The sequence below is a fragment of the Confluentibacter sediminis genome (assembly GCF_003258355.1).
Classification (GTDB): domain Bacteria; phylum Bacteroidota; class Bacteroidia; order Flavobacteriales; family Flavobacteriaceae; genus Confluentibacter; species Confluentibacter sediminis.
This window is the reverse complement of sequence record NZ_QKPO01000005.1, coordinates 102,569-117,819: the sequence shown is the minus strand read 5'-3', so window position 1 is coordinate 117,819 and position 15,251 is coordinate 102,569. Positions and strand designations below refer to the sequence as shown.

13 protein-coding genes and 1 tRNA gene are annotated in these 15,251 nt (G+C 32.4%); 8 read left to right on the top strand and 6 right to left on the bottom strand.

The window, feature by feature from the left end; translation table 11 throughout:
• Position 1 precedes the first annotated feature (1 nt).
• On the top strand, positions 2-2,014 hold the full coding sequence (locus DKT72_RS05525) for a fumarate reductase/succinate dehydrogenase flavoprotein subunit (protein WP_111307732.1): 2,013 nt from the start codon (positions 2-4) through the stop codon (positions 2,012-2,014).
• An 84-nt stretch (positions 2,015-2,098) separates the two neighbouring features.
• Complete coding sequence (locus DKT72_RS05520; RefSeq protein ID WP_111307860.1) at positions 2,099-2,839, top strand: succinate dehydrogenase/fumarate reductase iron-sulfur subunit; 741 nt, start codon at positions 2,099-2,101, stop codon at positions 2,837-2,839.
• A gap of 519 nt (positions 2,840-3,358) precedes the next feature.
• On the opposite strand, the gene DKT72_RS05515 is transcribed toward DKT72_RS05520, so the two are convergent.
• From DKT72_RS05515 to DKT72_RS05490, 6 genes are all read right to left on the bottom strand, one after another.
• Complete coding sequence (locus tag DKT72_RS05515) at positions 3,359-3,991, bottom strand: response regulator (protein ID WP_111307731.1); 633 nt, start codon at positions 3,989-3,991, stop codon at positions 3,359-3,361.
• A 60-nt stretch (positions 3,992-4,051) separates the two neighbouring features.
• Positions 4,052-4,495, bottom strand: a complete 444-nt coding sequence (locus tag DKT72_RS05510) for a retropepsin-like aspartic protease (protein WP_111307730.1) — start codon at positions 4,493-4,495, stop codon at positions 4,052-4,054.
• On the bottom strand, positions 4,495-7,038 hold the full coding sequence (locus DKT72_RS05505) for a CHAT domain-containing protein (protein ID WP_111307859.1): 2,544 nt from the start codon (positions 7,036-7,038) through the stop codon (positions 4,495-4,497). The genes DKT72_RS05510 and DKT72_RS05505 overlap by 1 nt, the downstream gene beginning before the upstream one ends.
• A gap of 17 nt (positions 7,039-7,055) precedes the next feature.
• On the bottom strand, positions 7,056-9,011 hold the full coding sequence (locus tag DKT72_RS05500) for a DUF7849 domain-containing protein (RefSeq protein WP_111307729.1): 1,956 nt from the start codon (positions 9,009-9,011) through the stop codon (positions 7,056-7,058).
• 326 nt (positions 9,012-9,337) lie between these two features.
• A complete protein-coding gene (locus DKT72_RS05495) occupies positions 9,338-10,378 on the bottom strand; it encodes a hypothetical protein (protein ID WP_111307728.1) in 1,041 nt (346 codons plus the stop codon).
• 78 nt (positions 10,379-10,456) lie between these two features.
• Complete coding sequence (locus tag DKT72_RS05490) at positions 10,457-10,894, bottom strand: hypothetical protein (protein WP_111307727.1); 438 nt, start codon at positions 10,892-10,894, stop codon at positions 10,457-10,459.
• Between the two features lie 136 nt (positions 10,895-11,030).
• Here DKT72_RS05490 and DKT72_RS05485 point away from each other — a divergent pair, with 136 nt between their 5' ends.
• The 6 genes from DKT72_RS05485 to DKT72_RS05460 all read left to right on the top strand — a co-directional run bounded on the left by DKT72_RS05485 (position 11,031) and on the right by DKT72_RS05460 (position 15,231).
• Positions 11,031-11,612 (top strand): RNA polymerase sigma factor, encoded by a 582-nt coding sequence (locus tag DKT72_RS05485; protein WP_111307726.1) that lies wholly within the window; start codon positions 11,031-11,033, stop codon positions 11,610-11,612.
• 5 nt (positions 11,613-11,617) lie between these two features.
• Positions 11,618-12,364, top strand: a complete 747-nt coding sequence (locus DKT72_RS05480; RefSeq protein WP_111307725.1) for a tetratricopeptide repeat protein — start codon at positions 11,618-11,620, stop codon at positions 12,362-12,364.
• Between the two features lie 67 nt (positions 12,365-12,431).
• Entirely contained in the window at positions 12,432-13,199 is a 768-nt protein-coding gene (locus DKT72_RS05475) for a TatD family hydrolase (RefSeq protein WP_111307724.1), read from the top strand.
• Between the two features lie 3 nt (positions 13,200-13,202).
• The gene (locus tag DKT72_RS05470; protein WP_111307723.1) at positions 13,203-14,234 is read left to right on the top strand and encodes an asparaginase; all 1,032 of its coding nucleotides are present in this window, start codon (positions 13,203-13,205) and stop codon (positions 14,232-14,234) included.
• 72 nt (positions 14,235-14,306) lie between these two features.
• Positions 14,307-14,394 (top strand) — tRNA-Ser (locus DKT72_RS05465).
• 72 nt (positions 14,395-14,466) lie between these two features.
• Positions 14,467-15,231, top strand: coding sequence for a MotA/TolQ/ExbB proton channel family protein (locus tag DKT72_RS05460; protein ID WP_111307722.1), 765 nt, complete (start codon positions 14,467-14,469; stop codon positions 15,229-15,231).
• Positions 15,232-15,251 lie beyond the last annotated feature (20 nt).

Genomic DNA, 15,251 nt, shown 5'->3' with positions numbered 1-15,251 from the left:
CATGGCTTTAAATTCGAAAATACCAGAAGGTCCAATTAAAGATAAATGGACAAATTATAAAGATCATATCAACTTAGTTAATCCTGCAAATAAGCGCCATATAGATATTATTGTTGTTGGAACAGGTCTTGCGGGTGGTTCTGCAGCAGCAACTTTAGCAGAATTAGGATACAATGTAAAAGCATTTGCTTATCAAGATTCTCCACGTCGTGCACACTCTATCGCTGCACAAGGGGGTATCAATGCTGCTAAAAACTACATGGGTGATGGTGATTCTACATACAGATTGTTTTATGATACCGTAAAAGGTGGCGATTACCGTTCCCGTGAAGCTAACGTATATCGTTTGGCTGAGGTGTCTGCAAATATTATAGATCAATGTGTGGCTCAAGGAGTTCCTTTTGCTCGTGATTATGGCGGACTATTAGATAACCGTTCGTTTGGAGGGGTATTGGTTTCCAGAACTTTTTATGCTAAAGGTCAAACAGGTCAACAATTATTATTGGGTGCTTATTCAGCCATGAATAGACAAATTGCTCGCGGTAAAATAGAGATGTTTAACCGTCATGAAATGCTTGATGTTGTTAAAGTTAATGGTAAAGCTAGAGGTATTATTGCCCGTAATTTAATTACTGGTGAAATCGAGCGTCATTCAGCCCATGCTGTTGTTATTGCTTCTGGGGGTTATGGTAATGTATACTATTTATCTACCAATGCGATGGGGAGTAATGCCACTGCAGCTTGGAAAATTCATAAAAAAGGTGCGTATTTCGCAAATCCTTGTTTTACACAAATTCATCCAACTTGTATTCCGCGTTCCGGAGATTATCAATCTAAATTAACTTTGATGTCTGAATCGTTACGTAATGATGGGCGTATTTGGGTACCAAAAAACATTGAAGATGCTAAAGCACTTCAACAAAGAAAAATGAAACCAACGGATATTCCTGAAGAGAACAGGGATTATTTCTTGGAAAGAAGATATCCTGCTTTTGGTAATCTTGTTCCTCGTGATGTGGCTTCAAGAGCAGCTAAAGAACGTTGTGATGCTGGCTTTGGTGTGAACGCAACGGGAGAAGCTGTGTATTTAGATTTTGCTTCAGCTATTGAACGCTACGGAAAAACACAAGCAAAAATCCATAATTTAGAAAATCCTTCCAAAGAAAAAATTTATGACTTAGGGAAGGGCATTGTAGAAGAGAAATATGGAAACTTATTTCAGATGTATGAGAAAATTGTAGATGAAAATCCATACAAAACACCTATGATGATATATCCTGCAACACATTACACAATGGGCGGTATTTGGGTTGACTATAACTTAATGACTACCGTTGATGGTCTATATTGTATTGGTGAGGCAAACTTTTCTGAACATGGAGCTAATAGATTAGGAGCTTCTGCTTTAATGCAAGGGTTAGCAGATGGGTATTTTGTATTACCGTATACCATAGGCGATTATTTATCTAATGAAATTAGAACAGGAAAAATACCTACAAACACACCGGAATTCGATGAGGCTGAAAAAGATGTTAAGGAACGACTACATTTCTTTATAAACAATAAAGGTGAACATTCTGTAGATTACTACCATAAGAAATTAGGTAAAATTATGTGGGATAAAGTAGGGATGTCTAGGAATGAGAAAGGACTTATTGAAGCGATGGCCGAAATTAAAGAACTTCGAGAAGATTTTTGGAAGAATGTAAAAGTGCCTGGAAATCTATATGAAATGAACCCTGAATTAGAAAAAGCTGGACGTGTAGCAGATTTTCTTGAGCTAGGTGAGTTGTTTGCTAAAGACGCCTTGCATAGAAATGAATCCTGTGGGGGGCATTTTAGAGAAGAATCAGTAGAACTTGATGGCGAGCAAAAAGGTGAAGCTAAGCGTAACGATAAAGATTATGCTTATGTAGCTGCATGGGAATATAAAGGCGAACCCGCTGCGGCCGTTTTACATAAAGAACAATTAGAGTTTAAAGATATTGAACTAAAACAACGTAGTTATAAATAGTTGCTGGTTTGTGGTTGGTAGTTGATGGTTTTAAACATATCGAACAGCTAGCAGCCAATGACCAACAACCAACAACTAAAGAATATGAATTTAACACTTAAAATTTGGAGACAAAAAGACTCAAATGCAAAGGGTCAAATGGTGGATTATAAAGTTACTGATATTTCCGAGCATATGTCTTTTTTAGAAATGATGGATGTTTTGAATGAACAGCTAGTGAATTCTGGAGAAGACCCAGTTGCTTTCGATCATGATTGTCGTGAAGGTATTTGTGGTATGTGTTCCATGTATATAAATGGTGAAGCTCATGGGCCAGATAGGGGCGTAACAACTTGTCAATTACACATGCGTATGTTCAAAGATGGTGATACCATAACTATCGAACCGTTTAGAGCATCAGCTTTTCCAGTATTAAAGGATTTGGTGGTTGATAGAACTGCTTTTGAGCGTATTCAACAAGCTGGGGGGTATATTTCTGTAAATACTTCAGGAAATACTCAAGACGCTAACTCTATTCCAATTTCTAAACATGCTGCCGATGAAGCCATGGATGCTGCAACTTGTATTGGTTGTGGTGCTTGTGTTGCAACGTGTAAAAACTCTAGTGCGATGTTATTTGTTGGAGCGAAAGTATCTCAATATGCTTTATTGCCACAAGGACAAATAGAGGCTGCCGATCGTGTGCGTAACATGGTAGCGCAAATGGATTTAGAAGGCTTTGGAAATTGTACAAATACAGGTGCATGCGAAATTGAATGCCCTAAAGGTATTTCTTTGGATAACATTGCTAGAATGAACAGGGAATTAATGAAAGCTTCTATTTAAGATAATAAAATATTTAATTCAGTATATAAAAAAGAAAGTGCGACTTGAGAAAGGTCGCACTTTTGATTTAAAACAGTTTTAGTGACTAATTAAAATTAGAAAAAATTAACCACAATATTAATTGTGATTATAGCAATTACCAAGACAATCAAAGAAGTTATAAAGAGTGCATTTATGAATTTGCTTTTCTTTTCCATAGATAATTTTAATTAGGTAGCTTTTTGGATTATCCTAAAATTAAATTTTTTGAAAACTCTGTACCTTTACGGTACAGAGTTTATTTAAAAAATTCTCTCTCTAAGAATTTATTAATAGCGATGTAAAATTATATTTTAATTAGATCAAATAAAATACGTACTTATGAGTATTTTTTGTTCCATTTATAAAAGATTTTAAAAAAAAGAAAGCCCTAGATTATTTTAATCTAGAGCCTTCAATAATTCTCCCTAAGAACTAATTAATAGCAGTGTAAAGATATATCTTATGAAGATTAAAAAAAATACGCACTTCTGCGTATTTTTAAAAAAAGTCCTTATTTAAATTTGCCCAAATAGATAAAGACGTTGGTTTGTTATCAAGTTCTAGCTTAGCTACAATATGGCTTCGGTGTTTATGAACTGTTTTTATTGATATGGAAAGTTCATCAGCTATTTCTTGACTTGTCTTATTCTCAGCGATAAGTTTAACTATTTTTAATTCAGATTTAGTCAATATGTCTAAGCAATCTGTTTTGTGTGCTATATTATTTGTGTTTAAGTGGTTTGCAATTTCTTTACTAAAATAGGGTTTATTTTGTATGGCGTTTTTAATACAAGTTTCTATTTCTTCTACAGCAAATTCTTTAAGTATATAGCCAAATACATTAAGCTCTTTTGCCTTATCAAATAACTCTTCTTCCTTATCAAAGGTTATCAAAATAATTTTAGTTTTCAGATTATTTTTTTTGCATGCTTCCGCAATTTCTAAACCTGTTTTATGTGGCATTCTAATATCAAGTATAGCTATATCAGGCTTATGCTTAACGATTAAATTATATGCCGTATTGCCATCTTGGGCACTTCCTACAATATTAAAATTTTTAGAAGTTAAAAAATCTGTTAAACCTCTAAGCATAAGAGGGTGGTCGTCTGCTATTACTATAGAGATACTCATTAGTTTTCGGGATAAATTGCTATTATAATATAAAAATAAGCTTTTTTTGAAAGGTATGTTTTATAACTTTAAATAAAGGTGTTTTTTTTCATAATCAATAATGGCTTTCCCCTTTTTTAAAATATCTGCACCAATAATACCATCAACTGGTTTGGATTTATGATTTGTAAGAGCCGTATTTACATGAGTAAGATTAAATAAAATGAGAGCAGTTTTATTACTGCGCCATTTTCCAATTTTCACTTTATTTTTGATTGACATTTTAGTATCCATATTTACAGCCCCAGCCCCAGCAGCTTTAATTTCAGAATCTTCTACATGTAATTTAAAAGTCTCAATGGCTTCAAATCCGACACAAGAACTGGAGGCACCAGTATCTAAAATAAACAATCCTTTACGACCATTGATAGTTGCTTTAACTTCAAAATGATTGGTCTTTGTTAAATGAAGTTTAACTTTTATATAGCCTTTTGCAATAAGGAATTGCTGAAGTGTTTTGGTCATTACTTTTTAAAATTTAGTACTAAAAATATAGCAATCGATAGAATTAGTATGCCAAAAATAATATAAAATAAAGTGTTAGATGTTTTTTGAGGTTCTAGGGAACCATAAAAAACAAATGCACTCCAATAATAAGGCGATTTTTTTTCGTTACTGATAGATTCGTTTTCTAAATAGTCTATTTTCGAAAAATGATTTGCAAAATAGGCTGATTGGTGTTGGACGTAATTTTTATAAAAGGATTGCATTATCTGTGAGGTAGATAAATCGTTTATTTGCCATAAAGAAAATAAAAGATTTTGCACACCAGCATATTGAAATCCGCGTGCAATGCTCATAGATCCTTCGCCCTTATAAAGCCTTCCTATCCCTGTTTCACAAGCACTTAAAACCACTAGGTTGCTGTTTAAATTTAAAGAGTACAGTTCGTTTAAAAGCATAGTGTCCTCATAGAATTCAATATGTGCAGGAATTACAAAATCGCCACTACTGGCATGTGTAGAGAGGTGAAGGATGCCATATTCTTTTGCATTTTCTATAAAATGATTTTTAGTTGCCTGAGTTTTTAAAAGGATTTTTGATCTCAGTACATTTTCAATAGCTTTTGCTTCATTTAACGAGAAAGATAATGGTTGCTGGCTATTTTCAAAAACAGGAAAAATACCCAATAGCTTATTGTTTTCATATGATGTAGATGAATTTAAATAAAGTTGTGAACTAGAATTATAAGCAATGGTTTGACTTTTAACCACAAAAGGCATTTTTGAATATGACGATGTATTGGTGGGTTCGGACAAAAGGGCTTCAAAAGGTATAAAATTGAGTAAACCATCTGGAATGATTATGACATTCTTTCGGGTATCAATGTCATCAAAATTTAGAAATTGAAATAGTTTGTAAGCCTGTGCGGTAAACTTGCCGATATCATTATTTATTGCTGATGGATTTTCAAAAAAATGAATGAAATTCACGATGTTTTTCTTGGCTTCATCATTTAAGTCAATGTCTTCAAGTATGATGTTGTTTTCTGTGATAATGAATTGGTACAGTGTGTTTTTTCCATAGAAGTATTCCACTAAAACAGCTTTGTCATTTTTTAATTTTTGCTGAAGTTCTTCAATTGAAATAGGATCACTTGCTAAAGGATGTTTTTTTGAAATGATCGTTTTTAATGTTTTAAGCTGAACGGAAATAGATGTTAATTCTTGGCTTAAACTATTAATTGTTGCTGCTTTTGCATTACCCAATTGCTCTTTTATAAGCAAACTTGTTTTAAGTTCTTGTTCTTTTAAAAGATTGAATTCTTTAATCAATAAACTGTCATTTGGATACCGTTGAAGCTGCATCTTTTTTCGGAAAATTTCTTTTAAAACCGAAGCTTTATTGTTTTCGGCATATTGAAAAGCTTTTATAATAAAGTCTTTGTTTTTTGTAAGGTGGTATTCGTTAAAAAGGATATCTATATATTTTTCACTTCTAATTCTATCGTCAGACTGATTTCTTATTTTGTTTTCCTGCGATGTCCAATTATTTTGTAGCAATTCTGACACATAAAAACTTAAATCAAGACTTTCCAGAGCTATTTTAGGGTTTGTTTGTAGTGTGGCATATAAATCGAAAATATCAATAAAGGTGTTTTCTGCATATAAATACTCTTTGTTTGGTAACTCATTTTCATTAAAGTTTGGCAATAATGTTTTAATGGCTTTATGCAAACTTAATATAGCTTCTTTATTGTTTTTAAGTAAGTAGTATAATTGTGCTTCTTCAAAATAAGTTTTTGCTAAATCTCTAGCTGGTAAGTCTTTGTTTTGTAAAAGTGAAGCTTTAACGTTTTTAAAATAAGAAAAAGCCGTTGTGTAATTGCCTTTGTCTAGTTCTATTTTGTATTTAGTTATATCTTTTAATGTGTTGGGAATATCGTCGTAACTTGAAATATGCTTGAGAGCTATTTGGCTAGCTGTATTTATAGCCATTAGCTTTTGTCGTTGAGATTTGTTAATAGTTGAATGGTTTAGGTATGTATCGGTAATTTTAATAACCATTCCATGTTCGCCCTTAGATTGATAAAGTTTGGCTAAATTTATAATGCCACTTGTTTGTTGGGTTTTATTATTGTTGGTTTCTGCTAAAAGAATATATTTGTTAATGGTGCTTATTGCATTAGTGAAATCCCCAGTCTGTGTATATAAATTGCCCAAGGGTTTTAAACAACTTTCTGTAATATCAAAGTCTGAAAGCGTAGAAAGCTGATTTTCAAAAAAACGTTTTGAGGCCTCTTCATAGGAGGTAATGGCATCTTTTAAATGTCCAGTGTCTTTTAAATAGTAGGCTTTATTACATTGCAAAAAAACTAAAGCGAGTTGCTCATCTTTTGTTTTTACCTTAGTTTTAAATGTAGTTTCTGCAGTATTTAAAAGTTTTAAAGAAGTGTCGTTTTTATTGCTAATAAATGTTTCGGCAGCTTCATAAATAGCTTCTTCTAGGTTTTGAGAAAAGGAAATTCCGCTGAAAAAATATAGCAGAATGATGATGGCTTGTCTCATAATCAAATTAATATTCTTTAAAACTTCCAAATAGCGTAAAACTGCCAATAATTAAAATCATTTTCAAAATTCATAATATAACGAGCTCCCAAACTAGGACCAATTCTGGCAAAACCTGCGGTGGCCTCAAACAACAAACCTGATCTTAAATGGGTAAATGTATTGGTTTGGCTGGAAGTGTCTTCTTTGGAAGAAATGACCGGATTGGTGGATACATCACCTTCAAACTGTTCAATTAAAATGGTTCGCTTTTGTTTTTCACTAAGGGAGATGGTGTTTTGTACACCTGCTCCAAGTCCTATATAATTATTAAGGTTATAGCGAATTAATACAGGAACATCCCAATCAATATTTTCAAAAGAATGGTTTGTTGTAGTACGCTGTAAAAAACGAACACCTTGTGCATCTGAAACAAACTCTTCATTTATATCTGTTTGGTCATCATAATTGTGAAAATTATTCATAAGCTCTATTTGCCAATACCAACGATAGGATTTATAGGGAGACAGTGTTGCACCAAAAAAGTAGCTTTCAGAATTGTTTAAATTTGAAAATGAATTAACCCCAACTTTAGCACCAATAGAAATTCCTGGTAAAAAACGTGTGGTAGAATAATTGGTGACAATAGGATCGTTTTTATCAAAAATAATGTTAGTTCTACTTTTTGTTTTTTTCTTATGGAAATCTTTAGCAAATTTAATGCTGTATTTCACAAAGCCTTTGGTAGAATCATATGCTTTTATGTTTTTTTGTTCACTTCCAGGAAGATAAATATTTTTAAACGTGAAGATGGCTTGGGTTTTTGTGAATGTTGTGTCCAAGCAGCTATATAAAACATCGTATTTGGGACAAATTTCGCATTTTGGATACATATCTAAAACTTTTAAAGTCGATTTGTCTAACATCTCCGGAATATCGGTTTCTAGCTTGATTGTATTTGCAGGCCCTTCACCATTATTTTGAAATTTGATTTTATATTTTAAGGTTTTAAAGCGAACCAATCTGTAATTTAAAAATGTTCCATTTGATGACATTTTATTTGGATCGTGAGAGGTAACAATTTCCATTTCCATGTCTTTTACTTTATGGTTATCGTAACTACTATCTGGTACATAAATGCCTCTTATCGAAATAATGGCACTAGTATCTTTAACCATTTCAGGTGTGGTTTTTAAACTGAAAAAGAGGTTACGTTCTTCTTGTGGTTGCATGTTGTTAAACTCTAAAATGCTCCAGTTTTTATATAAGTCTTCAGATTCAGCAATGGTTAAAGGCAAGTTTGTCTTATATGTGGAATCTTGTAAAACGGTTCGAGTTTCAATGAAATCATTATTTGAAGACGCCAAATAAGTGCCGTCGTTATCAATAGTATTACTGAAAGCAAACCCAGAATTTGAAACATTTTTTTCGTTGTGGTACATTCGGGTTTCTATAAGCTCAAAATTATTTGCCTTGAATTGATGTTCATTATAAAATAAATATAGTTTACCGTTGGTCGTATAATCTTTAGTGTTTTTATAGCTCATAATGACCACCATTTCTTCATCGGGGACAGGTTCTCTATTTCGTTTTAAAATAAAGTCCTCATCCATAGAAGCCACATCGTTATAAGGAGTAGTGATTTCATTTATAGCAATTTTTTTTGGTCTTGTGGTGGGTGGTTTTCCTGTGTCATAATTATTGGTAGCCCATAGCTTTACTTCATATTCACCGGTCTTTTTATAGGTGTGTTTAGGTTTTTTTTCTGTGCTGTAATGGCCATCGCCAAATTCCCAATAATGGGTGTAAAATGATTTTGGTGCACCTGCAATTTGATTTAATTCTGGGGTTTCGGGCGTAAATAAAACGGCATTACCAGTGGTTGTGTTTTTAATGGTTGCAACCCTAGTAACCGTATCGTTTACAATTTGTTTTTGTGCATAACAGTAAACACCAATTAAAAATAAACAGATAAAAGAAAACCATTTGTTCATAATAATGAGGTTTAAATAAGTTTTAAATATACAAAAAGAGATATTTATTAAATTAGTTTTAATAGGTTTCTGTTTTTTGTTATTGTGGTAAATTAGACAAGATCATGTTTATGTTGGCGCAGATAATTAATAAAATAAATAGTATTATAATAAATATAAAAAGATTCTTTTTCATAATATGTTATGTTTATTCTTAGATAAATAAAGCTGGTGTTTTGTTACCCGTTTAATTAAAAATCCCAGAAACCACGGTTTCTGGGATAAAAAGCAGGTTAAGGATTTTAGGAAACCATAACTTTTAAGTAGGTAATAACATCGTAGATTATTTATGGTAAACCATTTATAATCGTTTTAAGTTCTGCTTCGGTTGCTAAGGCTGTTTCACCTTCGGTAAATGTGTATATATCATTGTCTGCAATGGTTACCGCTTTTATGGCATATTTCCAGTCTCCATTGTATTCGGTTACAAAAATGATATGACATTCTAAACCTATTGGAATTTGGCCGTAGTGTTCACTAAACAGTCCTGTTCCTGCATTGTAAGTATCTAAATTTGCTAAACCCGTATTTTCGCCGTCGTAAGACAAAAATATGGAACAATTTGTGTTGTCATAACCTTCTGGAACACCTACTAGAATAGTGGTTTTTGAGCGTGGGTCATTGTAAAATCTATCTACGTTCGACCAGCCAAAGTCTCCCAAAAAGGCATAATACTGGTTGCCTTCTGCAAAAACACCACCTTGACCGTTTGTATTGTCGCGTTTATCTTCAGTCCAAGCCAGATTTCCATCTTCATCAATAGTCCCAGTCCAAAGAGTCATTTCATTATCCACCCCACCTGTTAAACCAACGGGTATTCCTAATTGGATATCGCAGGTAGTTTCTAGAGTCTCACCATTTTGGGTAGCCTGTACAAAAAACTCACCTCCAGAGATTAAAAGAGCTTTATCACCATTAGGTAGTCTTCCCATAGTTGGTTTGTTAGTGACAAGCATGTTCCCTTTATCGAACAATTCTACAAATTCTAAATCTACTGTTCCAGTTACCGCGTTTCCATTTAAGGTCAAGCACGCTGGGTTGATATTTATGGTTACACCTTTATCTGATGTTAAACTTACATAGCTATCTTCGGCATTAAATTGAAAAGTTTGAGTTAAGTCTGCCAGAGATTGTTCTCTAATGGCATTAAATTCTTCTGCAGTTGCTACAGAGCATAAACCATCGCAATCGTCGTCTTTTACATCCGATTTGCTACAGCTAGTAAATAATAAAACCGTTAATAAAAGAGTTCCTAAAATGTGTTTTAAATTTTTGCTCACGCTGTTTAAATTGTTAAACGGTACGTGAAAGTGTTTTGTAATTTTCATGATAAATTGGTTTTAAATTGTTGTTCATTGTTATATAAACAGGGTAACTATTTTGTTACCCTGTTATTCGTAGTTTTTTTATTGTTGAGGCTGGCTGAATATTATTTTTGAAACTACAGCATCGCCAGAGGCTACAAGGGCAATCATTTTATTGGCATAATCTTCAGAAGAGGCATAGCCTTTTGCAAATCCAGAAGCTGTTTCAACTTCCCAGAAATAATTTCTTTTTATGTTCACTTCACTTTTTAAAACAAAATAACTTGTGACTTGTATTCCTGTAATAATTTCGCCTGAGCTGGATAAAGCAATCATTTCTTTGGCTCTTTCAAGCGTAAGAGACGTTCCTGAGTAGGTTGATTTGTTTGTTTCAACTTTCCATTCAAATACATGGGCAATATTATCTTTTGTAATAGTTGCAACTTCATTTGCAGGGTTGAAATGTTTTTTTTCATTTGCAGCATTTAAGTTGAATATTGATAACACTGCGGTTCCGATAATTAGAATTGATTTCTTCATGATTTCTAAATTTTATGATTTATTAAATTTTTCGTTTTTGTAATTTTTGTTGTTACACCCTTATATCAAAACCATTTAAAATTTGTTACCCATTTATTTTAAAGTTTTTTTACATTAGCAGTAAATACAAGGGGTAATGAGCGAAAAAAAATTACATGAAGACCAGAAATATATAGATGGATTGCTACAAAACAACTCCTTTATTATACAGGCCATTTATGATAAGTTTGTGCCTAAGGTTATTAATTATATTAAGCAGAATAGCGGAAGTGTTGATGAAGCCCAGGATATTATTCAAGATACTTTGCTAACTATATATAATCAAGCAAGTGAAAAGAAGTTGGAATTAACCTGCCCGTTTGATGCCTATTTCTTTTTATTATGCAAACGCAAGTGGTTAAATAAACTAAAAAAATCTTCTAATAAAGAGGTAACAATTAACGAAGAGGTTTTATATAAAGATGACGAAGCTCAACAACTGGCTTTTGAAACAGATGTATTTGGTGAAAAACAAGAACTATTTACAGAAATGTTCAACAAACTAGGCAATGCTTGTAAAGAATTATTAACAGCAACTTTTAAAATAAAATCGATGGAAGAAGTGGCTGCTAGTTTAGGTGTTACATACGCTTATGCTAGAAAAAAGAAATCTTTATGTATTGGAAAATTGACTGAGCTGGTTCAAGAGTCGCCAAAATTTAACCTACTTAATAATTAACTGCCATGACCGATCAAGATTATATATTGTTTGAAAACTACCTTTTAGGAGATGTTTCTGAAGAAGAGAAAAAAACTTTTGAAATTCGATTAGAAGAGGATTCAAAGTTCAAAGAAAGCTTTAATACTTATAAAGAACTATCTTCTTATTTAGAGCATACATTTGAAAATGAAGACGCTTCAAAAGCATTTAAAGCAAATCTTCAAAAGATTTCAAAGGTATATTTTGATAAAAATAAAGATTCTGTAAAAATTGAAGGATCAAAAAACACGTATCATTTCTACAAATATGCTATGGCAGCCTGTGTTGTTCTGTTTTTAGGTATTTTTATGTTCAATCAGTTTTCAAACCCGTCTTATGCTGATTTTGCCCATTATGATACCATAAGTTTAACAGTAAGAGGTGAGCAAGATGCCTTATTAAAAACGGCTGAAAATGCTTTTAATAACAAGGATTTTGCCAAGGCTGAAGATGCTTTCAGCAAATTATTGAAAGTTGATAAAGATAATTCTGAATTAAAACTTTACAGAGCTATAGCCAATATTGAATTGAACCATTTTGAAACCGCAGACGCCTTACTTTTTAATCTGCAAGAGGGTCAGTCGGTTTACAAAAATAAAGCCACATGGTATTTAGCATTAAGTAAATTAAAACAAAAACAATATGCAGCATGTTTGGACATTTTAAAAACCATACCGGAAGATGCAGATAATTATAAACAAGTTAAAAACCTTATTAATAAATTGGACTAAAAGCATTCTATTATAAAATACCAATGAAGAAGTCACTTTTTAAAGGTGACTTTTCTATTTTTACAGCATGATTATTACAGATACACATACCCATTTATATAGTGAAGCCTTTGATGAAGACAGAAACGAGATGATTAGTCGGGCGATTGAGCAGGGTGTTTCCCGGTTTTTTGTTCCAGCAATTGATTCTACTTATACAGAAGCAATGATTAATGTTGAAAAAGAATATCCAGAAAATATTTTTTTAATGATGGGTTTGCATCCCACTCATGTAAAAGACAATTATAAAGAGGAACTGAATCATGTAGAAGACATGTTGAATAAAAGACCATTTTATGCAGTTGGTGAAATTGGTATTGATTTATATTGGGACAAATCAACTTTAAAAATTCAACAAGATGCCTTTAAATTTCAAATTGCCTTAGCCAAAAAACATAAATTACCAATAGTTATTCACTGTCGAGAAGCCTTTAATGAAATATTTGAAATTTTAGAAGAAGAAAAAAGCGATCATTTATTCGGGATTTTCCACTGCTTTACAGGAACACTAGAACAAGCAGAGAAAGCAATTTCCTATAACATGAAATTAGGAATAGGTGGCGTGGTTACATTTAAAAACGGTAAAATAGATCAGTTTTTAAATGAAATTGATTTAAAGCATATTGTTTTAGAAACAGATGCTCCTTATTTAGCTCCCGTTCCATTTAGAGGTAAAAGAAACGAAAGTGTATATATTAATAAAGTGCTAGAGAAATTAGCAGATATTTATAAGGTATCCATTGAAGACATTGCAGGCATTACAACCCAAAACTCTAAAGACATTTTTAAAATATAAAATATGAATCAAACCAAACCAAACATATTATTAATATATACTGGGGGTACAATTGGAATGATACGAGACTCTAAAACGAAATCTTTGAGAGTTTTTGATTTTAAAAATCTGTTGGATAAAATTCCAGAATTACAGCAATTAGAATGTAATATAGATGCTTTTTCATTTAAAGAACCCATAGATTCAAGTAATATGAATCCTGCTTATTGGATTCAAATTGCAGAAATAATAGAATCTCGTTATGAATCTTTTGATGGCTTTGTGATACTACATGGAAGTGACACCATGAGTTATACCTCGTCAGCACTAAGCTTTATGTTAGAAAATTTAGCTAAACCAGTTATTTTTACTGGCTCTCAATTGCCCATTGGAGATTTAAGAACGGATGCTAAAGAAAATTTAATAACGGCCGTTCAATTGGCATCATTACAAAAAGAGGAAAAACCAATAATCACAGAAGTGTGTTTGTACTTTGAATATAAATTGTATAGGGCTAATAGAACAACAAAAGTCAATGCAGAAAATTTTGAAGCTTTTGCATCATCAAATTACCCTGAGTTAGCAGAATCTGGAGTTCATTTAAAGGTTAACGAACAATATTTATGGAAGCCTAATTTCATCAAACCTTTGAAAGTTCATAAAACATTACATACTAATATCGCTTTAATCAAATTATTTCCTGGAATAACAGAAGCTGTGATGACATCCATATTAAACACCTCTGGTTTAAAAGGAGTAATTATCGAAACTTTTGGAGCGGGTAATTGTATAACCGATGTTTGGTTCATTAATTTATTAAGAGAAACCATTTTAAAAGGCATACATATTATTAATATTACTCAATGTATTGGTGGGACTGTTAATATGGGACATTATGAAACTAGTAGTCAACTAAAAGAAATAGGTGTCATTTCGGGAAAAGACATGACTACCGAGTCTGCTATTTGTAAACTTATGTATATGCTTAATGGTGAAATTTCTTATAAAGACTTCAAAACAAAGTATGAAATGTCTTTACGTGGAGAAATGTTGTAAAATTAACTTTTAAAGTTTTAACATGTAACAATTTTTTTGTTATTTGCTTGCCTAAATAAAAATACAGAATAAAGAGAGGTGGCCGAGTGGTCGAAGGCGCACGCCTGGAAAGTGTGTATACGCCAAAAGCGTATCGAGGGTTCGAATCCCTTCCTCTCTGCTGATATTTTTATTTTTTAATTATATTTTTTTATATCTTTAACACTTTAACTAATAAATTTAAGATTTGAACATGAAAAGATTATTTTCTATCCTTGCCATATCAGGAATAATGGCTTTTGGAACTGTTAATGCCAATGCAACTACAACTACAGCCGTAACCACTGTAGCTAGTGCAACACAAGATGAAGCTCCTGTAGCTGAAGAGCTGGGATTTCATCAAGAATTAAAGAAAAGGTTTATTGAAGGTGGCCCAGCCTTTATGGGAATTGTATTATTATGTTTAATTCTTGGTTTAGCGATTGCTATAGAGAGAATTATCTTTTTAAATCTTTCTACGACAAACACAAAAAAATTAACTCAAGATGTAGAAGATGCATTGGCCTCAGGTGGTGTTGAAGCAGCAAAAGAAGTTTGTAGAAATACAAAAGGACCTATCGCTTCTATTTTCTACCAAGGTTTAGATAGAACAGATGAAAGTATCGAAGCTGCTGAAAAAGCTGTGGTAGCTTATGGTGGTGTGCAAATGGGACAATTAGAGAAAAATGTGTCTTGGATTTCATTATTCATCGCATTAGCTCCTATGCTTGGATTCATGGGTACAGTAATCGGGATGATTGATGCATTCGATAAAATTGAGGCGGCAGGAGATATGAACCCAGCCTTAGTAGCAGGAGGTATTAAAATTGCCCTTTTAACGACTGTATTTGGTCTTATTGTTGCTATTATACTTCAAATATTTTACAATTACATCATTGCAAAAATTGATAGCATTGTTAACGACATGGAAGATGCTTCTATTACGTTAATGGATTTGTTAATCAGACAAAAGAAGTAATAATTAAACAATAAAAAAAA